Genomic DNA, 23,929 nt, shown 5'->3' on the forward strand with positions numbered 1-23,929 from the left:
CTCGCAGCGTGCGTAGCTCCTGCGAGCAACAGGAGCCTGTGGAAAGCCAACATCATTTAAATAATTTCGATATTAAATGGTTGATGTCTGCAGGCTCATTTCTGTGCAGCAAAGGTTGCTACTGTACCTGGTCTAAAATCTACCATCCAGCATCTATTATCTAAAAAACATGAAAAAGAACTTACTCCTTTTAAGCTCCCTTGCCTTTTTGCTGGCCTGCGGTGGCAATAATAATAACTCAGAATATGACCAGTACTATAGCCGTAATGGCCAGCAGGATTCTGCAGCAGGAGCAGCCGTGAATGCTGCGGCAAGGCAATCGGAGGTAGATACTAACCGGATGAACATTGGAATAGACCGAAGTGCCGGAGGAGCAGCGCCAGCACCTGCTGAAAACTTCGAGAATGGAGCCAAACTTATTGCTCAGTCAGATTGCCTGGCTTGCCACAAAGAGAAAGAGAAACTGGTAGGCCCTGCTTATGATGCGGTGGCAAAAAAGTATGAGTTTAACGATAAGAATGTAGATTACCTGGCGGGCAAAATAAAAACAGGTGGCAAAGGCGTTTGGGGCGAAATACCTATGTCGCCACATCCTGATTTAAAAGATGATGATGCCAAAGAAATGGCCCGTTACATATTATCGCTTAGATAGAAGCCCGACCTTAGATGATAAAAACTACCCTGAAAATGATGCTGCTGGCTGTAGTTGTTAGTTGCCAGCAGGCACAACCGGAAGACGAGATGGACCACACAAACGACACTGCCGAAGCCGGAGAATGGAAGTTGCTGTTTGACGGCAAGACAACCAACGGCTGGCACACCTACGGCAAGGAAACTGTAGGAGAGGCCTGGAAGGTAGAAGATGGCACCCTCTATTTAGATGCTGCCAACAAACAAGACTGGCAAACCTCAGATGGAGGCGACCTTGTTACGGAGGAGGAGTTTGATAACTTCCATCTGAAACTGGAGTGGAAAATAGCTAAGAACGGAAACAGCGGCATTATTTTTTATGTGCAGGACGATCCGGCTACTTACCAGTATACCTGGAGCACCGGCCTCGAAATGCAGGTACTCGACAACGAAGGCCACCCGGATGCGAAAATAGATAAGCACCGTGCCGGCAATTTATATGACCTAATAGCTAGTAGCCCCGAGAATGTAAGACCTGCCGGAGAGTGGAACCAGGTAGAAATTATTAGCAACAAGGGCCAGCTGGAGTTTCAGCAGAACGGTGAAAAAGTGCTGAGTACCACCCTCTGGGACGACTCCTGGAAACAATTAGTGGCAGGTAGCAAATTTGCCGATATGCCTAATTGGGGCACTTTTAAATCAGGTAAAATAGCCTTACAAGACCACGGCGACAGCGTCTGGTTCCGAAACATCCAGATTAGAAGGCTGTAGGCCAGAAGTTGCTACGGCTGCTTTGATTGGAGCATTAACATTTATTTATTTTAAGAAACGCAAAAGCCTCTGGTGCTGCTACCCGATGGTTTGAAAAGAAACGCCTAACATGACTGCTGCCATACGCTTTAAATTATCGACGATGATGTTCCTGGAGTTTTTTATCTGGGGCGCCTGGTTTGTTACCTTGGGAACTTACCTTTTATCGAATCTCGAAACTTCTGCCACACAAGTAGGGGTTGCTTTTCTGACACAGTCTATCGGGGCTATTGTAGCCCCCTTTATTATCGGGCTGATTGCCGACCGGTTTTTTCCGGCGCAACGTATTCTTGCCATTTTACATCTGGCCGGAGCCGCCTTGCTCTGGTATGCTTCCACAGCACAGGATTTCGATAGCTTTTATCCTACTATATTAGTTTACATGATTCTGTACATGCCTACCCTGGCGCTGGTAAATTCTGTGTCTTTCAGGCAAATGCAGGACCCTTCCAAAGAATTTCCGCCTATTAGGGTGCTGGGTACACTGGGTTGGATTGTGGCTGGCTTAACCATTGGCTGGCTAAACTGGGAGCAAAACGGCAACCTGGCCATGACTTTCCGGATGGCAGCTATTGCCTCGGCTATACTTGGAGTTTTCAGCTTTACTTTGCCCAACACACCTCCTGTAAAAGCAGGCGGTTCTACTTCGCTTGGCGACATAATGGGGCTGGAGGCAATCGGACTGTTGAAGAACCGGTCTTACCTCACGTTTTTCCTGGCTTCTGTGGCAATTTGTATTCCGCTGGCATTTTACTACAACTTTACCAACCCATTCCTGAATGAACTGGGCATGGAGTCGGCAGCTGGTAAGCAGTCGATGGGGCAGATGTCGGAGTTGCTGTTTATGCTGCTTATGCCGTTCTTCTTCATCAGGCTAGGCGTTAAAAAAATGCTGGCCATTGGTATGTTTGCCTGGGTACTGCGCTACGTTCTGTTCGCCTACGGCAACGCCGACGCTAACTACTGGATGCTGATCGGCGGTATTGTGCTGCATGGCATCTGCTACGACTTCTTCTTTGTTACTGGCCAGATTTACACCGATAAACTGGCAGGCGAACGCTTTAAAAGTGCTGCACAGGGTATGATTACCTTGGCCACCTACGGCGTAGGTATGCTCATGGGGTCTTTACTTTCTGGCATGATAGTAGATAACTATGCCTTACCAGAAGGCGGCCATGCCTGGCAAAACATCTGGCTGATTCCGGCCGGAATTGCGGGAGTTGTGTTACTGTTCTTCTTGCTGCTCTTTAAAGACAGACCAGCCGACACACAGGAAACAGAAACACCGCATGCACCAGAAGCCTACAAAGTGAGGAGCTAAGGTCGCTGCCTGTACCAAGGCCTGTAGAGCACTATGGCACTAAACAACAAAAAATGCTTCGGAAGGCTTTTTTCATTTTAATAATCCGATAGCTAACATCTGATTGGTGGCATCTTTACTAAAACCGAAACCCCAAAAGTTTAAACTTATAATATGTCTTTTGATCCTAAACGCAGATTGTCCATGAAAGGAATGTTAGCCGGGGCGGCTGCTATTACGGCGGCTGGGCTGTCGCCGCTTACAGCTGTGGCGCAAGCTGCAGAAAAGCCTTATCGTGTAAAAGGCAACATAAACCATGCGGTGTGCCAGTGGTGCTTTAACGATATGTCGGTAGAGGAACTGTGTATGGCGGCAAAAGCCATGGGCATAAAAGGCATAGACTTGGTAGGGCCCAAAGACTGGCCGGTGCTGAAGAAGTATGGATTGGAATCTACGATGTGCAACGGAGCCGAAATAAACCTGGTCGATGGCTGGAATGAGCCAAAGAACCACGCCACCCTTATTAAAAACTATTCCGATATGATTCCGCAGGTAGGAAAGGCTGGCTATAAAAACCTGATCTGCTTTAGTGGCAACCGCCGCGGCATGGACGATGAAACCGGCCTAAAAAACTGTGTAGCTGGCCTAAAGAAGGTGCTTCCGCTGGCTGAAAAGCATAAGGTAGTGCTGGTAATGGAGCTGCTCAACAGCAGGGTAGACCACAAAGATTACCAGTGCGATAAAACAGCCTGGGGAGTGGAGCTGGCAAAGCGGCTGGGCTCCGAAAACTTTAAACTGCTCTACGACATCTACCACATGCAGATAGACGAAGGCGACGTAATCCGGACCATCCGCGACAATCACCAATATATTGCCCATTACCATACAGCTGGTGTGCCGGGCCGCCACGAAATAGACGAGTCACAGGAGCTTTATTACCCGGCTATTATGAAAGCCATACACGAAACCGGCTTTAAAGGCTACGTGGCGCAAGAGTTTATACCGGTGCAACCCGATAAGCTGGCCTCGCTCAAGAAAGCGGTGCAGATTTGTGATGTGTAACTTACTATGGCACGAGCGAGGACGCTCGCGCCATGAAATGAGCATGCTATTGGATGAAGATATAAACTTGTTTCATACTATCAGCTCATAAGATATTAATCTGTTTCAATTCCGATTAGATAAAATTGAACTAAAGCAAAAACCATACATGACAACCCGACGAACTTTTTTGCAGCATGCTGCGCTGCTTACTGCAGGGGCTTTAGTAGCTCCTTCGGCTTTGCTGGCAAAACCAACCCAGAAAGTAGGCATTCAGCTCTACACACTGCGCGAGCAGATAAGTAAAGATGTTAAAGGTGTGATCGGGAAGGTGGCTAAAGCCGGGTACAACGAAGTAGAAACCTACGGCTATTCGCTTCAGAATAAGTTTTGGGGCCTCGAACCAAAAGCTTTCAAACAGCTGCTAAGCGCCAACAAACTTACCGCCCCAAGCGGCCACTTCGGCTTCGACGACTATATTGGGGCGGGTAAAGACGAGGATCTAAAGACCTACATAGAGGCTGCCAAGGCAATCGACATGAAGTATGTGGTGGTGCCTTACTTAGGCGATAAATTACGCCAAAGTGCTTCTGACTATCAGCGTATAGCAGAACGATTAAACACTGCAGCTGAGGCCTGTAAAGCAGCTGGTTTAGGGCTGGCTTACCACAACCACGATTTTGAGTTTCAAAAATTCGACAACACTACCGGCTACGACATCTTGCTAAATGAAACAGACAAAGAACTGGTGAAGTTTGAACTGGACCTGTACTGGGTGGTGCGGGCAAAGCTAGATCCGGTAACTATGTTCAATGCAAACCCTGGCCGTTTTGTGATGTGGCATGTAAAAGACATGGACAAAGCCAATCCGAAGCTCAACACCGAAGTAGGCAGCGGCAGCGTTAACTTCAGAAAAATTTTCGATCAGGCCAGCCAATCAGGAGTGCAGCACATCTTTGTGGAGCAGGAAAATTTCTCCATCGATCCGTTTAAGAGCATTAACCAGAGCTACGCCTATGTAAAGAAAAACCTGCTCTAGCTGGTTTAGAATTTACCAATTAAAAAAGGCCTGTCGTCTTCCATTTCTATACCTGAAACGGAGACGACAGGCCTTTTTTTGCCGGACACTATCAAGTTTTTCTTGAAGCAGCCACTTATGAAGATAGAAACAACTCTCTTATTTTGGGGTTGTTTTTACAAATTGTTTGGAACCTCTGGCTACTTGACGGGCTCGAGCTTTAAATAGTCAAGCAGGAATCTACGTTCAGGACCTTTTGTTTCAATCCATTTCACTTTTAGTACCTGCTCTCCTGCATTTATATCGAAAACCCCTAGATCTACAACTTCTGCTTTACCTGGTGTAACATCGCTTTTAAAGTTAAGCTCTTTCTTAACCGGCTGGTTGTTGAGTGCTAGCCTGAATTTTCCTCCATCCGGTACTTTTACCAGATTGGCTTTTACCCTATATCTTCCTGCTTTAGCAACCTTAAAGGTGGTGTTAAGCTCATTTTCCGCATTGGGTTCTCCGTGCCAGAGGAGTATCTTATGCCCGCTGACCTGGTCATACAAATTTTCATCGGCAAAGGCGTCGTTAGTTGCCCATCCGCCTGTATTACTGGCAATCTGCATGCTTTCACCTTCTGCAACGCCAGGTTCCCGATAGACTTCAAAAGGTGTTTCCCATCCATACAACTCATCAACAGGAGTGGGGCCGATAGGGTCAAGGCCTCCTTCATTCAGGTACCAGTAAGCAACCGTTGCATATTGCGTAGGCCAGTTGTCAGGGAAGTATTTTTCCAGGTAGCCATCAAATGATTTCTGAAAAGGAACATTGTCTATTACCTGCCAGCGGTTCATGGATTGGTAGCCCATGTTCTCTTCTGTGTAATTCTGGCTATGGAATGCCTTTGCAAAGTACTCTGGTATGCACCAGGCATAGCCAAAATAATCTTCTGTTCCTGTTCCGAAGGTAGAAGGGAACGTTTCGCCATCCACAAAAAACTTCTCGTCACCTTCTCCCCACCAATGGTGGCCTTCGCCGCCATACTGCTTGCAGGAGCCACCTTTCGGATTCCAGACCAGCAGCGACATGCCCAGGAAGCGGCCTCTGCCTTCGGTTTCAACCATGGTCCAGTCAGGCCAGCGGGCGGGGTCTTCAGGAGGCAAAATATTGCGATGCCATTTGGCATGGAACCGGCCATACTGGTCTGCACTTCCCTGCAAATCTTCCAGACTGAGAGTTAGGTTCACCTGGAGGGGCTGATCAAAGTTATTTTCCAGGGTAACAGTAGCCGACTTTCCGAAAGGCATGTACCAGTAGCTGTACATGGCATCTTCCGTCATACCCATGGGCAGGGTTTTGTAAAGATTGTATCCCGGGGCAGTACCAAAAAAATCTCCCAGGGGCGACCACACGGCTGGTGCTTTCTCGTCATCCCAGCGGATGCTCAAAATCAGCTTTCGCAGGGCTTCGGCTGTTCTTTTATCGTCTGCTCCTTTTACCTGTGCCTTAAGTGCATAAATAGCCTTGCTGCCTTCAAGGGTAATGGTTTTAGAACTGCTAGGCGCTATTTCTCCAGTAAGTTTCTGTTCTTCTGTGCCAGCCACTGCGTACGAAAGCTCTCCGAAACTGCTTTTAAAGAAATTGTTCACCGTGGCCAGGGCTGCCGCATTTTCAGGCGAAGGATTGGCTTCAAAAGAACCTACAGTGGTGCCTTCAGGAAACGTAATGTAATTGAACTGATAATATTGTCCCCAATCAGGCTCTGCCACTACCTTACATGAACGCTGGTAAGATATGGGCACGTAATTATTGAAACCACGGGCTGCCGTTTCGTAGACTAATTCTGGGTAGTTAAAGGCAGGTATAGAGGCCGTATTAAACAAATCTATGAAAGGCAGGTCTACCACGGGTGTTTCATTCCCGTCGATGTAGATTTTTATTTTCCCCTTACCAGGACTTGCCGACCAGATACGCACAATAGCGCCCGGACCTTCCATTTCGGCCAGCACCATATTTTCACCTTCCATCCTGATGAACTGAGGGCTGAGGCCATCGTTATTGGCACCCCATTCAATAAAGGCACCGGTAGCAGCGTCTACCTTGCTTTTGCGGTCGTAACTCGCCCACATGGCACTGCCTTCCCCTTCTTCAGGCAATTCAGACAAGGCTTTAAGATCAGTAAGCCGGTTTACCAGCTCTGTGTATAATATCTCTTTATTCTGTTTTAAGCTGCCAGCCTGCTCGTTGTTAATTTGCTCCGAAGCTTGCCTGGAGCTATCGACGCAACCCATCAATAATAACGCTAGCCATAAAATGTTAACTGCTCTTCCCATTTTCTTAAATAGTTAAAGTTGTAAAGTCGCCTCCTCTGTCAGGCTAAAAGGTTGTATATATAAAGTGCAGTTTCCCTTTCCGGAATTTGAACTTGCAGAACTTGGAGAAACAAGACACAGAACTTTTATCTTTTTGTTGAAATTGAATAAATCAAGCTCTAAGTTTGAAAGTTGTGTCGCAGTCACTAAACAGTTGGTTTCCTGACTAAATGAACTCATTCTGGATGAAATTATTTAACTTGTAATCGCCCACTGTGCTAACTAAGGAACGTTATTTTTGAGGATAGTATTTATTGTAATTAGGCCCCTGGTCTTCTTTTAAAAAGCTGATCCTGTAGGTAAAAGTTCAGAACATACTTTCGGCATATTGTTCGCTGGTACGAACTTGTAGCTCGTTGTTTTATCCCACTGAAATATTTGGAATGAACTAACCAGGTTGTGCTTCCTTTATCCTCGAAAGATACCTGGTGCGGGCTGCGAGCTCGCACCAGGTATGAGGTCAGGGAGGCAAATCAGTATAGTTCTAGTCCTGCTGCACCTGCCTTTTATTTTTTTAAAGCAACCTCCACCATCACCGGAAAATGGTCTGATGGGAACCGGCCTTTGCCGTAGGTATCCGTCAGGATGCCGTAGCGTGTTGCAGTAAAGCCAGAGGTAAGAAAAATATGATCAATGCGGTTATTTGTCAGGTTATTGGCATTGAAGCCGTTGAAGGTGCCGCTTGGCGCATATTTTAGTTGTGCCTGTTGGTAGGCATCTTTGAGCAGATCGGATGTGGCCAGAATAGTATAGAGCGGACTGTTCTGATCGAAGTTGAAATCGCCAGTACAAATAGCAGGAGCTTTTCCGGCAATTTCTTTTATTTTGCTCAGCATAAGTTTCGCGCTCTCCTCCCTAGCTTTGATCCCGCGATGGTCGAAATGCACATTGAACAGGTAAAAGGTGAAGCCAGTGGCATTATCGCGGAACTGGCCCCAGGAGCACACACGCGGTAAATCGGCATCCCATCCTTTACCAGGTTTTGTAGGCGTTTCCGATAACCAAAAATCGCCGCTTTTCAGCAGCTTGTATTTATCAGTTTTATAAAAAATTGCGGAGTGTTCGCCTCCTTGCTTGCCATCGTCTCGACCGGCACCTATGTAAGTATAGCCAGGAAGCTGGCCCTTCATATCCTGAAGCTGGTGGTGCAATCCTTCCTGTGTTCCAAAAATATCGAAGTCGTTGAAACGTATGAGTCCGGTAAGAAAGGGCAGTCGCTTGTTCCAGGCATTAGCAGTGTCGCGCACTTCGTCGTAGCGGATGTTGTAGGTGCCTATTTTCATGGTTTGAGCCTGAAGCTGCTTGGGTGATGCGCAAAAGAGTAAAACAATTGCGAACAGGAGGTTTCTGAGTAGCATTACGGGAGTTTTTAAAATTTGAAGGTGTTTTTTAAGTGGTTAGACTTGTTTGCTGTTGCCTGACTTTAGAATGGAATTTAGCTTTTCGGTTGTAGCAATGAGTAAAAGGTTGTGCTTTAGGCATATTAGCATCTCTGTATTTTTAAACCAATTTTCTGCCTAATTCATAATGAATTAGTAACATGGTCTTGCGAGGTTGATGGCTACCAACTTTGTAGTTTAAGTTCGCATAGCTTCTGCTAAGGTGTTAGTTGAGGCTATTTGTTTCATTGCCTGCTTTTTGGTTCTTTTTGTCTTGATACAAAAAGAACCAAAAAGATCAAGATGCTCCAAAACTCGCTGAACGCTCAGACACTGGAGCCTCAATAGGTGTACCTGGCACGGGTGTTCGCTTCGTTGCTAGCTGCCGCAATACATTATTAATTAGCCTTTAGTGAAATTGTCCTAATGATTTTAGCCTTCCGAAGGCTTTTTTAAGACAAATTGATCAAGGGTTAAAGAACTCATTCCTTTAGTCATCTGTCTGATATCTGAAGTTTAACCAAAACAACCTTTTAACAATTAAACTATATAACTGTTTAACAATCAGTAATTACCAACCAGAAATTATTCTAATAAAATTGGCCTTCTGAAGGAATTTAGACCTTAACTTGCCAAGGCTTTAGTTAGAGACCACACACCGGAAACCTGTATTTTCGAGGCTGGTGTCTGCCGATGATTTCATGCGTGATGTAACGCGGTAGCCTTTGCAGTAGCTGCTGTGGCACATAAAAGAGCCACCGCGCACTACCCGCTTGGGTGCGTCTGGTTCCTGCGGATCGTAGCTGCGGGCGGGGCCTTTAGGGTTTTCTGATACGCCTGTTGCTACTGTTTTATAATAAGTGGCATCGTACCAGTCGGAGCACCATTCCCACACGTTGCCAGCCATGTCGTAAAGACCGAGTTTGTTGGGCGCAAAGCTTTTAACGGGTGCCAGGCCTTCGTAACGGTCCCATATAGTGTTTTTTACCGGAAACGTTCCCTGCCAGGTGTTAGCCTTAGGTTTTCCTTTTTCGATGTCTTCGTTGCCCCAGGGGTACAGCTGATCTGCTATGGCGCCACGTGCTGCAAACTCCCATTCTGCTTCGGTTGGCAGGCGTTTGCCAGCCCATTGCGCATAAGCCATGGCATCGTACCACGAGACTTGCACCACCGGGTAATTCTCTTTGCCTTTTATGCTGCTGCCGGGGCCTTGTGGTTGCCGCCAGTTAGCACCTTTTTGCCAGCTCCACCACTGACCGGCGTTATGAAGTGCTACCTGATGCATCGGAGGCGTAAACACCAGCGAAGCCGCCACCAGCACGCTGTCGTGTGGTTTAGGAGTACCAGGAGGGAGCTGTTGCTTTAGCTCTTCCCAGTCTGGGGCACGCTCGGCGGTAGTTATATAACCTGTAGCCGCTATGAATTCAGCGAATTGGGCATTGGTTACCTCAGTGGCATCTATCCAGAAGCCGTTTACTTTTACCTGGTGCTGCGGGTACTCATCCGGGCGGCCCTCCGAGTCGGTGGCGCCCATGCCAAAAGTACCGCCCTCTACCCACACCATCCCTTCATGCGATATCGTTTTACCTTGTTGCACTGTGGTGTCTGAGGAAGTAGCAAAGCGCACAGGTAAATTGCTGCTGCAGGCGGCATGGTTAGTGGTGTCTTGTACAGCAACAGGCTGGCTTGTTTCTGCTACGTTGCTCTCGCCGGAGCTACAGCCCGAAAAGAGCAGTAACATGAGAGCATATCTGACATGAGTAACTTTAAATCGAAGCATAAGTTGTTATAGCTGTGGACACATCGCCTTTTTAACACAGGCGTTACTTAGTAATTGTCTTAAACGGCGCTTGTGCAATGCGTTCATCAGTGGAATCTGGAGGCCAACGGTAGTTTAAGGCCAATTTCATATATCTGCCTTCAGCTCCCGGGCAGTGTACTCATACTGCCGATCAGGCTACTCCTTTCTTCCAGATCGTTTATTATGAGGTACAGCCCGGTGGTTTCTACGAGTCCGTGTTTGTAAATATACTGATACAAGGTTGATTCGCGGCCGAAAAACAGTAGGAGTCTGCGGCAATGCCTCCTTAAGAGGTACTCCTGTCACGTTCTTTCGCTTTACTTATTTTCTTCACTTTTCAATATTCTGGATATTACAGCCGGATTACAACAAAAGCTCCTCTACAACACCACATCAGGCTAGTTAGATACTACTACATTTGCACACAAACGTTCATTTTTGGTTTTGATGATCGCTAAGAGACGTTTAGTTTAATATATTTACAGAATCGCCTGTTCGGCAAAATTGTTAGCTCGGTCTCTGGTGATAATTTGATTGAATAAATTACAAATTTAGCTTAACAACTAAAGCATCCTTCAACCTGCCTGCTGGTTTGGTTTTAAAGTCGGACATCTAAATTCAATTATCTACAATCTTTATGAAGGCTATCTTCACTCAAATAATTGTAAGTTTGCATATTACTATAGCTTAACTCAAACAGCAATGGTTTTTAAACTCAGTACGCTATTCGGTTTTATTTTTTTATTTACCCTAACAACTGTGCAGGCGCAGGATCTTAACCAATTCGAACGGAAACAATACCAGACAGCCACAGACACGCTGCCTTACCGCATTCTATATCCAGAAAACTACAATCCGGGTAAAAAATACCCGCTAATACTGGTGCTGCATGGAGCCGGTGAGCGAGGCAATAATAACGAGTCGCAGTTGGTGCATGGTGGTAAAATGTTTCTCGACTCGGAATACCGGCGGCAGTTTCCGGCCATTGTCGTGTTTCCGCAGTGCCCCAAAGAGTCTTATTGGTCTAACGTAAACATTATAACCGACGAAACCGGCAAGCGCACTTTTAACTTTAGAGAAGAGAAGGAGGAACCCACTAAAGCCATGCAGGCGCTTCTGGGGCTGGTAAGCGAATTAAAGGAATCTGGTAAAATTGATAAGAAACAGATGTACCTGGGTGGTTTGTCTATGGGTGGCATGGGAACGTTTGAGCTGCTGCGCCGCAAACCCAAAATGTTTGCCGCTGCTTTCCCTATTTGTGGTGGCGGGCACCCAGCCGGAGCAAAGAAATATGCTAAAAAATTACCGCTCTGGGTTTTTCATGGCGAGGTAGATGGCGTAGTGCCGGTAGAAAAATCGCAGATAATGGTAAATGCCATTCGTGCTGCCGGTGGCGACGTAAAGCTTACGATTTACCCTGGTGTAAACCACAACAGCTGGGACTACGCCTTTAAAGAGCCGGATCTGCTGCCGTGGTTGTTCTCGCACAAGAAAAAAAGTTTCTTGGGTATTTTCTGATTTCTCTGCATATAGCCATCCCTCACCACCTAAAAAAGCGCCAGCTGTGCAGCAGGCGCTTTTTTAGGTGGTTTTAACCATACAGCTAGCTTTATGGCTTCAGCACTACCTTCATGCAATTGTCTTGCTTTTTGTTAAAGATGTCGTACATGCGGGAGGCTTCGCTTAGCGGCACGTTGTGGGTAATAATATCGTCGAGCACCACTTTCCCATCCTGCACCAGCGATATCAGGTTATCGATGTAGCGGTGCACCCAGGCTTGGCCGCCCATCATTTTAATGCCTTTGTCGAACCACTTGTAGAGGGGGAACTTGTAAGGCGAACCGTATACACCTACTACAGTTACCGTACCACCTCGTCGAACTGCGCTTAGGCAGCTTTCCAATGCATCCATCGAGCCTTTTTCCATCTGGATCACATTCAACGCTTTATCAAGCACACTTCGATCGGCCTCCATGCCCACGGCATCTACGCAAACATCAGCTCCGTAGCCACCTGTCATCTGTCGGATTACTTCTACCGCATCTACCTCCGCTGCATTTATTACTTCGGCGTTGGCACTGTTGCGGGCAATGTTCAGGCGGTAGGGCTGTATGTCTACTCCGATTACGCGGCCTGCTCCTTGCAGCCAGGCCGATTTCATGGCCATCACACCCACAGGGCCACAACCCCATACTACCACTGTCTCGCCACCTTTTAGCTCAGCCCAGTCTATGGCTGCCCAACCAGTAGGGAAAATATCTGTCAGAAAAAGCACTTGTTCATCAGTAAAGCCTTCGGGTACCAGACGTGGGCCGTAGTCGGCAAAAGGTACGCGCACGAGTTCAGCCTGTCCGCCACTATAGCCGCCATACAAATCGGTGTAGCCAAACAGGGCGGCACCGGCTCCTTTGGCTTGCAGAATTTCTCCTTCGGGGCCATAGGTGTTATGGTTGGAGTTTTCGCAATGTGTTGGCAACTGCATATTGCAGAAATGGCAGGTACCACACGATATGGGGAACGGCACCACTACTTTGTCGCCTCTTTTCAGGTTTTTTACGCCAGGTCCGACTTCTTCTACAATTCCCATGAACTCGTGGCCAATTACCATGCTGGTAGGCTGCGGAATCATTCCGTTATAAATATGAAGGTCGGAGCCACAGATGGCGGTGGATGTTACCCGTAAGATCGCATCACGCGATTCCTCAATGCGCGGGTCTTCTACTGTTTCTACCCGTATGTCTTTGGGTTTGTGAAAAACAACTGCTTTCATAGTTTGTATTTTGTTTGAATAATGATATTATGTGTAAACGGGAAGCAGAATAATGTAGTTGTTGATTTGGAAATTCGGGAGTTGAGAGATTTGATTATAGGACTAGTTAATTTTAACTATATAGGACCTGGTTTTGAATGATTTGCTGTATGGAAAGGTAAAGCCTTGGCCTTTTATAGCTGCAAAATCCTCAGGAAGGCCATTTTTATTTAAAAAATTTGATGGAAGCTCAACAGGAATAGGAGCAGATAAAGATTCCTGTAAAAAAGCCCGGCCAAAATTCGTAGATTTGGCAACATATAGAGCAGCTTCTTGCATAAGCTGCTGCACTTCAACTAATACAAAAACCGATGAACGTAGCGTGGTTTTATCTTATTTTGGCTGGTATCTGTGAGATAGGTTGGGCCTTTGGTTTAAAGTACAGCGAAGGGTTTACTAAACCTTTGGTAAGTGTGGTAACTGTACTGGTTATGATTTTAAGCTTTATACTGCTTGCCCAGGCGATGAAAACGCTACCTTTGGGTACTGCCTATGCCATCTGGACGGGTATTGGTGCTGCCGGAACTGCCGTACTCGGTATGTTTTTCCTGAATGAGCCAAAAGACTTAATGCGCATTCTGTGCCTGCTCATGATTGTGGCCGGTGTCGTAGGACTTAAAATTTTTTCGGAGCAGCAGTAGCTTCGGGAGTTTGAGTCTAAATTTAATATTAGATATTGAAAACTCGGGGAAGCCTGTTAATGGATGATGAGCCTGGAATGTACAAGGCCCTTTTCGCCTCCGGAAGACCAAATTCATTAGAATAATTTAAGTTGACTGTTACTTATAGCATAACCAACTACCTACATATCCTACTTAAATCACACCACTTCTAGCCAATACTTTTGCTCTTCGCTAAAAAAGCCAAAAGAACAAATTGCGAAAGAAAGCATACACTAATTTCCTGCTGCACAATTTGATTAGTAATATTTAAGATGGCAGCAAAGTGTAGATTTCTACTTCTTTATCTGTGAATAGGTAAATCTGGCGATTGCCTGCCAGTGCAGAACGGAATTTTTTGCCAGCCGGAAGAGGAATGCTGCGCGATTGCTGTTTGTAAAGGTCGTAAAAGTGGAGATGGCCATCCTTTAGGTAATAGAGCTCGTTTTCTTTGAAGCCGAAAGAGGAGAGTCCGGTGAAGGGCAGTTTCGATTTATAGTTGCCCAGGTTATCAAAGATGAAAATCCCCCCATTCGCATCCAACATATAAAGCATGTTCTGGTACTCGCGCAGGAGGCGCACATCTAAGCGTTCTCTGTCCAGGATAAGCCCTAAAGAAGTTTCGATATTTGCTTTCCGGAACCTTTGATCCAGTTTACTCAGCGTAAAGTCAGACTCATTATAAATCCAAAAGCTATCGTCGGAAGAGAGAGTAACTGCCTTAACGATGCCGGTGTAGCCAAAATCGACTAATGAGGTTTGGGAAATAGGCCGCATGAAGCGGTCTAGTAGCATAATTACCTGCCGGTCTTCATAAAACAGGAGCACCTTCATGGGGTTCCAGGCTTCTACACTGGTGGGTCTGCCATTAAAAGGAGGTGAAAAGACAATTTGCTTATTACCTAGTGAATCGAGCTTGGTCAGGTTCCTGTTTTTGTCGAGGATGTAGATGCTGTTGTTTCGGTCGATGGAGACAACAGTTGGGGAGCCAATAGCCAAACGATGGCTTAACTGCAATTGCGGCTTCAGCACTTGTTCAACCTCCGGCAGCGTTTGCGCCCGGCCAGGCAGCGTTAGTAACATGTAATTCAGGCACCATAACAGTGCCCAAAGTTGTTTATGCCTCAGAAGCTTCGAAGTGTCTAAGCAAAAGCGTTTCTCCATCATATACCGCGTAAGAGCAAAAATTGACCCATTCTCCAAGATTTATGTAACGGCTGTTTTCGCCTATAGGTAAGTCGAGGGGGAGGTGGCGGTGCCCAAATACATAAAAATCGTGATGCTGCTTTGCCTCAACCTCTTTGCAGTAGTGCACAAGCCATTCATCGTCACCTAAAAAGGCCTCATCTTTTTTTGTATTATTGATGCGGCTTCGCTGCGACCACATATTGGCAACTCCGATGCCCAGGTTCGGGTGCACACGTGCAAACAGCCATTGGCAGGCTTTGTTGTTAAAAACGCGCTTGAGCAGTTTATAGGTGTGGTCGCCGGGGCCTAAGCCATCGCCGTGGCCGATGTAAAATGTTTTACCACCGAGTTTTGTAGAAATGGGTTCCCGGATAATCGGAATGTTTAGCTCCTGCGGGAAATAATCGAACATCCACATATCGTGGTTGCCGGTGAAGAGGTAAATTGGAATGCCTGCATCTGTAAGTTCAGCTAGTTTGCCCTGTAGCCTTATAAAGCCTTTGGGAATAGCATGTCGGTATTCGAACCAGAAGTCAAAGATGTCGCCTACCAGGTAAATGCATTGTGCATCCTGCTTTACCTGATCCAGCCATCGCACAATCTTTTTCTCACGTGCGCTGCTTTTTTCGGCAGAGGGTGCTCCCAAATGAAAATCAGAAGCGAAATATATTTTTTTACCGGGTTCCAGTATTTTACTGTGCAAGGTCATCAATCAGGAAAAGGACGAGTAGCTTAGGGCCATGTGCTCCCAGCACCAATGTTTTTTCTATATCGGCGGTGCGGCTTGGTCCACTCACCAACGACACCATAGAAGGAAAGTTTTCTTTATGACGCTCTTTCAGGACCTGTAGCCCGTCTTTTATGTCTGGTACAAGTTGGCTTGCACGAGCTACCACTAAATGTGTAGCAGGATAGATGCCTAATCGGCGTCCTCCGGCGTTAGCTGAGCTTACCAATATGCTTCCGGTGCGTGCAATCAGGGCTTCGCAGGTTGTTAGGCCAGCGCTTTCCGGATCTGCCACAAAGTTTTCTTCTCCCTCGTTTATCTCAATACCAGCGTGGTACAGAATATGCTGCAGGTTGGGCTCCCATACAAACAAATTTTGGATATTTTGCTCACGCTTAAACACATAAAGCTGGTCGAAAAAGTCTTCTTCTGATTCGCAGTAGAGGAAAAGACCGCTGTTGGCGATAAATAACTGGGCGAACTCCACCGACAGTTCTTCGGAAGGAGCAGAGTGCAGGGGAGAGCTAAAATCAGGCGTAGGAGGCAGAAAAGGCGCTGATTTAGCCAGCGCCTCTCTTACTCTTCTTAATACTATTTCTTTAGATTTTGCTTCGTACATGCAATTTTTTTAGATTATGCTATGCGGGTGTTGGCAGAAGTAGTGCTCTGGTCGGCAGAGGAGCCATTTCCTGTTAAGGGTGTGCCAGGCACCTGGCCTTCCTGCTGCTCCGGATGTTCGGTAAGACCACGCTCCTGCGGATGCGCTTGCTCTACTTCGCTCTTCGTTTTGCTTCGGTCTGTGCCAGCAGTGTGTGCCTGGTACGTTGTAAGCTCCTCGAAAGGGCGTTTACCTACTAATCTTTCCAGATCGCTTTGGAACAGAATTTCTTTCTGCAGCAACTCCTGTGCAATTATCTCCAGCTCAGGACCTTTGTCTGTTAAAAGCTTTTTGGTGCGCTGGTAAGCTGCATCGATAATAGCACGAACTTCGTTGTCTATGGTTTCGGCAGTTGCTTCGGAATAAGGCTTGTTAAACGAGTACTCTGAGTTCTGCTTTGAGTCGTAGAACGAAACATTACCAATCTTAGCGTTCATACCATACATGGTTACAATACTGTAAGCCATTTTGGTAATGCGCTCCAGGTCACTTAGAGCACCTGTAGAAATCTTGCCGAATACCAGTTCCTCTGCTGCACGGCCACCGAGAGCCATACACATTTCGTCGATAAGCTGTTCGGTTGTGTACAGGAACTGCTCTTTTGGCAGGTACTGTGCGTAACCTAAGGCGGCAACACCACGAGGAACAATGCTTACTTTCACCAACGGATCGGCGTGCTCCAGGAACCAGCCTGCTACAGCGTGACCAGCCTCATGGTAAGCCACAATCTTCTTCTCACCGGGAGAGATAATCTTGTTCTTTTTCTCCAGACCACCGATTACACGGTCTATGGCATCGTTAAAGTCCTGCTGATCTACAGCCTTTTTGTTGCGGCGGGCAGCAATAAGGGCAGCCTCGTTACATACGTTAGCTATTTCGGCACCGGCAAAACCAGGTGTCTGAGCGGCCAGGTTCCTGGCATCTACATCGGCAGAAAGCGTAATTGGCTTTAAGTGTACATCAAATATTTCAGTACGACCGTTAATATCTGGCTTGTCTATGCTGATCTGGCGGTCGAAACGGCCCGGACGAAGCAAGGCAGAATCGAGGGTGTCAGGACGGTTAGTGGCGGCCAGAATAATAACACCTGAGTCTGTAGCGAAACCATCCATCTCTACTAACAAGGAGTTCAGGGTGTTTTCGCGTTCGTCGTTGCCACCTGGTGTAGCACCACGGCTACGATGGCGGCCAATAGCGTCGATCTCATCTATAAAGATAATACATGGAGCTTTGGCTTTTGCCTGCTTGAACAAATCGCGTACACGTGCGGCACCTACACCTACGAACATTTCCACAAAGTCAGAACCAGACAGGGAGAAGAATGGAACATCAGCCTCGCCGGCTACTGCCTTGGCAAGTAATGTTTTACCTGTTCCCGGAGGGCCAACCAATAGCGCACCTTTAGGTATTTTACCACCCAGAATAGTGAACTTAGAAGGGTTTTTCAGGAATTCTACAATTTCCTGGATTTCTTCTTTTGCTTCTTCCAGGCCAGCCACATCCTTAAACGTGATTTTCACCTTGTTCTCTGCATCGAAAAGAGCAGCTTTGGATTTGCCAATGTTAAAGATCTGACCACCGGCCCCACCCGCTGTAACGCGGCGCATCAGGAACCAGAAACCAAATAGCAGCAGAATAAAGAATCCCCAGGTGGCAAAGAAATCCATGAAGCCGGTTCTGGATATGACATTATAAGGTATTTGCTGTTCTTTCGGTATATCTGCCTGTAGCTTGTCAAGGTCCTCTTTAAATATTTCCGGTGAAATAATATTAAAGTGGTAATGTGGTCCCTGCTGGCCCATGCTAAAGTTGCCACGGGCATCGAGCTCCGATTTATACTTGTCGTTGCCGAGGGCCTCCTCCTTTAGGTAGATCTCCACCAGGTTGTTGTTCACGATGTCTACTTTTCTGACATCGTTGCTGAGCAGCATTTCTTCGAAAGCTCTTTGAGTAGTTTCCTTGGAGGCGCTGCTCTTGTTGAGGTACGTAAGACCGAAAATAAGTAGAATCAGCACCGCCAGCATCCACAACTGCATAGTTGGCCTGGGCGGTGTGTTCGGAATGATCGGCTTTTTCTTTTTATTGTTATTGCCTTTATTATTATTCTCTGCCATGAAAGTTTAATTACAGTTACTTAAAAACACCAGCCAGCTAAAAAAGTTTTAGTCTGGCTGTATTAATAGACTAAACAGGCTGAATATGTTCTATGCGGGCATCGCCCCACAGTTCTTCCAGTGCATAAAACTCCCGTTTGTCTTTTAAGAAAATGTGAGCGACTACGTCCACATAATCCAGCAGTACCCATTCTTTGTTCATGCGGCCTTCTGTTTGCCATGGGTTCTGGTGTGTGGCTTTAAAAACCACTTCCTCAATAGAACTTGCAATGGCATCTAATTGAGTATCTGAACTGGCGGATGCTATGACAAAATAATCTGATACAGCATTTTTGAGGGATTTAAGATTAATAACGACAATATCAGCTGCTTTCTTCTCCTGCATGCCTTTTACGACAATATCTGCCAATATGTCTGAATTAACCTCAACCTTGGTTTGTTTCATTTGTGCTACTTAAATTTGAAATACAAAAGTATAAAATTTTGCTTACTATATGGTGCCCAATACCCTGTTTATAGGTCAGCAGCAGTATTTCCTGCCGACTTGTGCATCTACCAACACAGAGGCCCATCAGCTTCTTATCAAAAATGAAGCCACAGAGGGTTGTGTCGTACTTACTGCGCAGCAAACTCAAGGCCGGGGGCAACGAGGAAACAGTTGGGAGGCGGACCCTGGTAAAAACATTACGCTTTCGGTTATTTTGTCACCTACATTTCTGTCTGTCAGGCAGCAATTTTACCTCAATATGGCTGTTTCGTTGGCGGTGCTGGACCTGGTGCGGGAGCAAGGCCTCGAAAAAACCCAGGTAAAGTGGCCCAACGACCTCTATTTTGAAGACAGTAAGATAGGGGGGATTTTAATAGAAAACACCATTCATAGTCATAATTTACAACATAGCATTGTCGGAATTGGTTTAAATGTGAATCAAACTAATTTCTCTTCGCCGCTTGCCTCTTCTTTAGCAGCGGTGCTGCAGCAGGAGGTGCCGTTGGAACAGGTAACGTGCCGCTTACTGGAACTGCTGGAGAAGCGCTACCTGGAGTTGCGTGCGGACCGCCTGGCTAAACTGAAGTTCGATTACCTGCAGGGGCTGTACCGGTACCAGGAATCCCACACCTTTGTGGTAGCAGGAGAGCAGGTGCAGGGGCAGATTCAGGGTGTAACCGAAGAGGGACGGCTTGCCGTGGAAATTAACCGCGAGCTGCGCTACTTTGGGTTCAAGGAAATTAGTTTTGTAATTACATAAAGCAGATTTTTTATAGATGTTAAAACGCTAGTGATTAGATTCTGTTTCAGTAAATACTCCTGCTTGCACAGTGTCTGATTTATAGTGGATAAACAAGATGAAATGAAGCAGAAGCTATCGATGATTTTTGCTGCCACCGCCTGGTTTGCGGTAGTGGTGCAGTATGTTTTGATGATGGAAAACAGAATAGCACCTATAGGGGAGTCTACTGTTCGCTTCTTTAGTTTTTTCACCATTCTTACCAATTTGCTGGTGGCTGTTTATTTTAGTTATCAGGCAGTAAGGGGGCAAGAAAAGCAAAAGACAGTGTTGGATAAGCCAGGTAGCTTAACGGCCATTACGGTATACATTGCCATTGTAGGGCTTGTATACCAGGTGGTGTTGCGGCAAACATGGGAGCCAAGAGGGATGCAAAGGGTCGTGGACGAACTGCTCCATTCTGTTACGCCGCTGTTGGTGGTTGTTTTCTGGTACCTGTATGAACAAAAGTCTCAGATACAGTGGCAGGGGATTCCGAAATGGTTACTCTTCCCGCTCATTTATTTAATCTTTATATTATTCCGTGGCCATTTTTCCGGCTTTTATCCTTATCCATTTATGGATGTAACGGAGCTGGGCCTGCAGCAGGTCCTCCTTAATGCAGTGCTGCTGCTTGTGGTATTTGTAACGGTGTCGGTCATTTTTGTTGCCATTGGTAAGCGGCTTCAAAGAAGAGAAAAGCCTTTTGCCACTCCTTAAGCTAAAGCTTGCCTGTTTTTTATGGCTATTATTTATTCTGCTGATTATCAAAACTTCTGTACTTCTTTCGTTGTTTAAGAATTAGACAATTAACAGGTTATGGAAGAAATAGAAGTAACAGATCATAATACCGAGAATACAAAAGCCAAAATCCTTCGCGCCTTTATTGAGCATGTACTGGAAACCGGAAGAGAACCAGTGTCTGTGTATAAATTTGCTCAAAGTCTTCAGATAAGAGAAGAGGAATTTTACCAATACTACACTTCTTTTCAGGGAGTGAAAGGAGGTGTATGGGAGCAGATTTTTGAGCAAACCATTGCCATGATGGAGGCGCAGGAGGTTTACAGAGGATATTCTGCCAAAGAGAAGCTCCTTTCGTTTTATTTTACCTGGATAGAGGTTTTAAGAAAGAACAGGAGCTACCTGCTGGCCTTGTACCAGGGGCAGGCGGGTTATAAAAGAGCCATGCCAAATGAGTTAAGGAGCTTTAGGAATAGATTCAGAGATTTCGCCAATTTAATTATTCTGGAAGGCAAGGAAAGTGAACAGATTGCTGAAAGGCGCGGGCTTTCTGATAAGTACGACGATGCCTTATGGGCTGAGACTTTATTCATCTTGCAGTTCTGGCTAAAGGATACCTCTACCTCGTTTGAAAGAACAGATGCTGCCATCGAAAAATCAGTGAACCTTATTTTTGATTTGATAGGGAAAACGGCTGTAGACTCTCTCTTCGATTTTGCTAAGTTCTTATACCAATCCAGATAAGCTCCTATGGCCAATCATATGAAAGAACAGGAGCGTATTCCGACTTCAAAAGTGCAACGAGCTTCTAAGTTTATAAGCGCCGGAGCCAAAGTAGGGGGCAACTACATAAAGCACTACGCCCAAAAAATGGTGAACCCATCGTTGAGCAAGGAGGAGTTGCATACCAGCAATGCAGCAGATATTTACGATTCTTTGAGTGAACTCAAAGGCAGTGCCCTGAAGGTGGCCCAGATGATGTCGATGGACAAGAACGTTTTGCCGAGGGCGTACCAGGATAAGTTTATAATGGCTCAGTACAGTGCGCCGCCTTTGTCTTACCCCCTGGTGGTTAGAACGTTTCAGAAGTATTTCGGCGTGGTGCCAGAGGCGCTGTTCGATACGTTTACCAGGTCTGCAGTAAATGCAGCCTCTATTGGGCAGGTACATAAAGCTACCAAGGATGGTAAAACATTTGCCGTGAAAATACAATATCCGGGTGTGGCTGCCAGTGTGAGTTCAGACTTAAAAATGGTGCGACCCTTTGCTTATCGGCTGCTCAATATGAACAGCAAGGAACTGGATCACTACATGAGCGAGGTAGAGGAGAAGCTGCTGGAAGAGACTGATTACCAGTTAGAGGTAGCCAGGTCGGAAGAAATCTCCAGGGCATGCAGCCATATCCCTGACCTGAGCTTCCCGACTTACTACCCGGGCCTGAGCAGCGAAAGAATTATTACCATGGATTGGCTGGAGGGCGCGCACCTGAAAGAATGGCTGGCAAGCAACCCTACTCCGGATGAAAGAAACAAAATAGGGCAAGCTCTCTGGGATTTTTACCACCACCAGGTGCACCATCTCAAGCAGGTGCATGCCGATCCGCATCCGGGCAATTTTATTATTCAGGAAGGTGTAAAGCTGGGCGTTATAGATTTCGGATGCGTGAAGGTTATTCCGGAAGACTTTTACCGGGGTTACTTCTCCTTAATTAAGCAGGATGCGCTGATGCAGGAAAAGGAGTTGAACCAGATCTTCTTCGACCTTGAATTTATAAGTGAGCAAGATACTGCAGCGGAACAAGCCTATTTTAAAGGCGTGTTTAAGGAGATGATTTCGCTATTGGGGCAGCCTTTTCATGCGGAGACATTCAACTTCGCAAACGATGCCTACTTTGATCGGATCTACAGCATGGGAGACAGGATATCGAAAGATAAAATGTTTAAAAACTCCAGGCAGGCGAGAGGCTCCCGGCACGGACTATTTATAAACAGAACATATTTCGGGCTGTACAGCTTGCTTAACCAACTGCGGGCAAACATTACAACAACCAAGCCCGACTGGCTAAAGTAGTTGCAACAGGTAAGATAGTGAGAAGCCGTTTGATGCCATTCAAGCGGCTTCTTGCATTCTATAGCTACAGTAAAAGGTATGTCTTGCCCTAAGGTGTTGAGCCCTGTCAAGGCCTCCGGAAGGCCTGTTTCATTAGCAGAATTTGATGTAGTTGCTGATTGTTAAATGGCTTGATGTCTGAATTCCTGATTAATGGAGCAGTACTGCCTGGCAGCGTACGCAGCTCCTGCGAGTGTAGGGGCAAAACCTAAGCACCAGAAAGTTCAGTTTATCAGGAATAATTTAGCAGCTATAACCTTGTCTCTAAAATCTTTTAAAAGCCTCCGGAAGGCTCTTTTCATTAGAAGAATTGTGGGGAGTCTGCCAAAGAGGTTAGTGGCTGTCAGTGCTGGATCAATAGCATGCGGCGGACATGACAGGAGGCATGTTGATGGTTAAACAGCGATAGCTGCAGAGAATCAGTAGATTGGCACTTATTGATCTACGCCTCACCTTAAAATAGTCAAAAAGCTATATTATTTTTTTGTGATATGGCCGGTGGAGTAATAACAGGCATTATTCTTGTTATTAGGTAATTGTTGATGATTTGCTGATGCAGAAAAGGAATTATCAATTGTTTGTTAGTTTATCGGCAAATATTTAAAAAACTGCATTTTAATTGTTATTATTTTAGCTATCTTTGATTGATTGAATCGAACCGTGGCTAAAAGCTCAAAGATGAGGCTCTGAATATGAAAATGAAGAATTTTACAAAAATATTTCTTGTTGTTGCTGTACTTGGGTCGCAGCTGGCTGGCTTTGCCGTTAACGCAAGTGGTTATTTAAGAGATCACAAAGAGGGCGTTGCCCCAACTTATAAAGGCTCTTCTGCCGACTGGAAACAAGTTGCAGAAAAGCAACCAGGCTTGAGCGTATCTGCTCAAAATGCACGACCGACTTTCGTGATAAAGGAGAATAGCCATACCTGCTCTAAAATTTATGCTTCTGCTGTTGGGTCGGCTTTTCATACCTACGAGTCATCAAAGTCGCACAAAAGCTTTTACGCGACTGTCACTATGGCAAGTTTCATGTCAGGACCTGAGCAAAAGGTAATGCCAACCATTAATGCTTATCCAAATCCGTCAAGAGGCATTACCCGCCTGTCGTTATCGCAGGTAGGCCACGATAATTACCATTATAAGATTAAGATTTCTAATACGATAGGAAAAGTGGTAGCCGTAAAAGAGCTTTCCACCCTGGATGTGGATGTTGATATGTCCAGTCTTCCGGCTGGTGTATATTTCTACAGTTTGCTCGTGAACGACAAAATGGTCGAAACAAAGCGCCTGATCCTTCAAAAATAAAAATACTGAACATTTCGTT

General features: G+C 46.0%; 22 protein-coding genes. 12 read left to right on the forward strand and 10 right to left on the reverse strand.

What is annotated here, in order from left to right:
- Positions 1–169 precede the first annotated feature (169 nt).
- From ACMA1I_RS06650 to ACMA1I_RS06670, 5 genes are all read left to right on the forward strand, one after another.
- The gene (locus ACMA1I_RS06650; RefSeq protein WP_337067517.1) at positions 170–652 is read left to right on the forward strand and encodes a c-type cytochrome; all 483 of its coding nucleotides are present in this window, start codon (positions 170–172) and stop codon (positions 650–652) included.
- A gap of 14 nt (positions 653–666) precedes the next feature.
- Positions 667–1,401, forward strand: a complete 735-nt coding sequence (locus ACMA1I_RS06655) for a DUF1080 domain-containing protein (protein ID WP_414703875.1) — start codon at positions 667–669, stop codon at positions 1,399–1,401.
- 109 nt (positions 1,402–1,510) lie between these two features.
- Entirely contained in the window at positions 1,511–2,761 is a 1,251-nt protein-coding gene (locus tag ACMA1I_RS06660; protein ID WP_337067518.1) for a nucleoside permease, read from the forward strand.
- Between the two features lie 183 nt (positions 2,762–2,944).
- Positions 2,945–3,802, forward strand: coding sequence for a hydroxypyruvate isomerase family protein (locus tag ACMA1I_RS06665; protein ID WP_414703876.1), 858 nt, complete (start codon positions 2,945–2,947; stop codon positions 3,800–3,802).
- A gap of 148 nt (positions 3,803–3,950) precedes the next feature.
- Positions 3,951–4,820: a sugar phosphate isomerase/epimerase gene (locus ACMA1I_RS06670; RefSeq protein ID WP_337067519.1), complete on the forward strand. Its 870-nt coding sequence runs from the start codon at positions 3,951–3,953 to the stop codon at positions 4,818–4,820.
- Positions 4,821–4,999: 179 nt separating this feature from the next.
- Here ACMA1I_RS06670 and ACMA1I_RS06675 read toward each other — a convergent pair whose 3' ends face one another.
- From ACMA1I_RS06675 to ACMA1I_RS06685, 3 genes are all read right to left on the reverse strand, one after another.
- Entirely contained in the window at positions 5,000–7,117 is a 2,118-nt protein-coding gene (locus ACMA1I_RS06675; RefSeq protein WP_337067520.1) for a DUF2961 domain-containing protein, read from the reverse strand.
- A gap of 545 nt (positions 7,118–7,662) precedes the next feature.
- Positions 7,663–8,439 (reverse strand): endonuclease/exonuclease/phosphatase family protein, encoded by a 777-nt coding sequence (locus tag ACMA1I_RS06680; RefSeq protein WP_337067521.1) that lies wholly within the window; start codon positions 8,437–8,439, stop codon positions 7,663–7,665.
- A gap of 736 nt (positions 8,440–9,175) precedes the next feature.
- Positions 9,176–10,315, reverse strand: coding sequence for a formylglycine-generating enzyme family protein (locus tag ACMA1I_RS06685; RefSeq protein WP_337067522.1), 1,140 nt, complete (start codon positions 10,313–10,315; stop codon positions 9,176–9,178).
- Between the two features lie 723 nt (positions 10,316–11,038).
- Between ACMA1I_RS06685 and ACMA1I_RS06690 the strand changes: the two genes are divergently transcribed.
- Complete coding sequence (locus ACMA1I_RS06690) at positions 11,039–11,854, forward strand: dienelactone hydrolase family protein (RefSeq protein ID WP_337067523.1); 816 nt, start codon at positions 11,039–11,041, stop codon at positions 11,852–11,854.
- 91 nt (positions 11,855–11,945) lie between these two features.
- Here the strand turns inward: ACMA1I_RS06690 and ACMA1I_RS06695 are convergent, their stop codons facing one another.
- The gene (locus ACMA1I_RS06695) at positions 11,946–13,106 is read right to left on the reverse strand and encodes a zinc-dependent alcohol dehydrogenase (RefSeq protein ID WP_337067524.1); all 1,161 of its coding nucleotides are present in this window, start codon (positions 13,104–13,106) and stop codon (positions 11,946–11,948) included.
- A 102-nt stretch (positions 13,107–13,208) separates the two neighbouring features.
- Positions 13,209–13,424: a hypothetical protein gene (locus tag ACMA1I_RS06700; RefSeq protein ID WP_337067525.1), complete on the reverse strand. Its 216-nt coding sequence runs from the start codon at positions 13,422–13,424 to the stop codon at positions 13,209–13,211.
- A 32-nt stretch (positions 13,425–13,456) separates the two neighbouring features.
- Between ACMA1I_RS06700 and ACMA1I_RS06705 the strand changes: the two genes are divergently transcribed.
- Positions 13,457–13,786, forward strand: a complete 330-nt coding sequence (locus tag ACMA1I_RS06705) for a multidrug efflux SMR transporter (RefSeq protein ID WP_337067526.1) — start codon at positions 13,457–13,459, stop codon at positions 13,784–13,786.
- A gap of 288 nt (positions 13,787–14,074) precedes the next feature.
- On the opposite strand, the gene ACMA1I_RS06710 is transcribed toward ACMA1I_RS06705, so the two are convergent.
- From ACMA1I_RS06710 to rsfS, 5 genes are all read right to left on the reverse strand, one after another.
- Positions 14,075–14,887 carry a hypothetical protein gene (locus ACMA1I_RS06710; RefSeq protein ID WP_337067527.1) on the reverse strand — a complete coding sequence of 271 codons (813 nt, stop codon included), beginning with the start codon at positions 14,885–14,887 and terminating at the stop codon, positions 14,075–14,077.
- A gap of 34 nt (positions 14,888–14,921) precedes the next feature.
- Positions 14,922–15,701 carry a UDP-2,3-diacylglucosamine diphosphatase gene (locus ACMA1I_RS06715; protein ID WP_337067528.1) on the reverse strand — a complete coding sequence of 260 codons (780 nt, stop codon included), beginning with the start codon at positions 15,699–15,701 and terminating at the stop codon, positions 14,922–14,924.
- Positions 15,685–16,338 (reverse strand): LutC/YkgG family protein, encoded by a 654-nt coding sequence (locus ACMA1I_RS06720; RefSeq protein WP_337067529.1) that lies wholly within the window; start codon positions 16,336–16,338, stop codon positions 15,685–15,687. Before ACMA1I_RS06720 ends, ACMA1I_RS06715 begins: the two co-directional genes overlap by 17 nt.
- Before the next feature lie 14 nt (positions 16,339–16,352).
- On the reverse strand, positions 16,353–18,491 hold the full coding sequence (gene ftsH, locus ACMA1I_RS06725) for an ATP-dependent zinc metalloprotease FtsH (protein WP_337067530.1): 2,139 nt from the start codon (positions 18,489–18,491) through the stop codon (positions 16,353–16,355).
- Positions 18,492–18,561: 70 nt separating this feature from the next.
- Positions 18,562–18,936, reverse strand: coding sequence for a ribosome silencing factor (gene rsfS / locus ACMA1I_RS06730; RefSeq protein ID WP_337067531.1), 375 nt, complete (start codon positions 18,934–18,936; stop codon positions 18,562–18,564).
- A gap of 49 nt (positions 18,937–18,985) precedes the next feature.
- Between rsfS and ACMA1I_RS06735 the strand changes: the two genes are divergently transcribed.
- The 5 genes from ACMA1I_RS06735 (at position 18,986) to ACMA1I_RS06755 (ending at position 23,910) form a co-directional block, all read left to right on the forward strand.
- A complete protein-coding gene (locus ACMA1I_RS06735; protein WP_337067532.1) occupies positions 18,986–19,738 on the forward strand; it encodes a biotin--[acetyl-CoA-carboxylase] ligase in 753 nt (250 codons plus the stop codon).
- Between the two features lie 102 nt (positions 19,739–19,840).
- Positions 19,841–20,476 carry a Pr6Pr family membrane protein gene (locus tag ACMA1I_RS06740; RefSeq protein WP_337067533.1) on the forward strand — a complete coding sequence of 212 codons (636 nt, stop codon included), beginning with the start codon at positions 19,841–19,843 and terminating at the stop codon, positions 20,474–20,476.
- A 99-nt stretch (positions 20,477–20,575) separates the two neighbouring features.
- Positions 20,576–21,241 (forward strand): TetR family transcriptional regulator C-terminal domain-containing protein, encoded by a 666-nt coding sequence (locus tag ACMA1I_RS06745; RefSeq protein WP_337067534.1) that lies wholly within the window; start codon positions 20,576–20,578, stop codon positions 21,239–21,241.
- Positions 21,242–21,247: 6 nt separating this feature from the next.
- Positions 21,248–22,567, forward strand: a complete 1,320-nt coding sequence (locus tag ACMA1I_RS06750; RefSeq protein ID WP_337067535.1) for an AarF/ABC1/UbiB kinase family protein — start codon at positions 21,248–21,250, stop codon at positions 22,565–22,567.
- Between the two features lie 737 nt (positions 22,568–23,304).
- Entirely contained in the window at positions 23,305–23,910 is a 606-nt protein-coding gene (locus tag ACMA1I_RS06755; protein WP_337067536.1) for a T9SS type A sorting domain-containing protein, read from the forward strand.
- The last annotated feature ends 19 nt before the right edge of the window (positions 23,911–23,929 follow it).

This window comes from Pontibacter sp. 13R65, assembly GCF_047525655.1.
GTDB lineage: Bacteria > Bacteroidota > Bacteroidia > Cytophagales > Hymenobacteraceae > Pontibacter.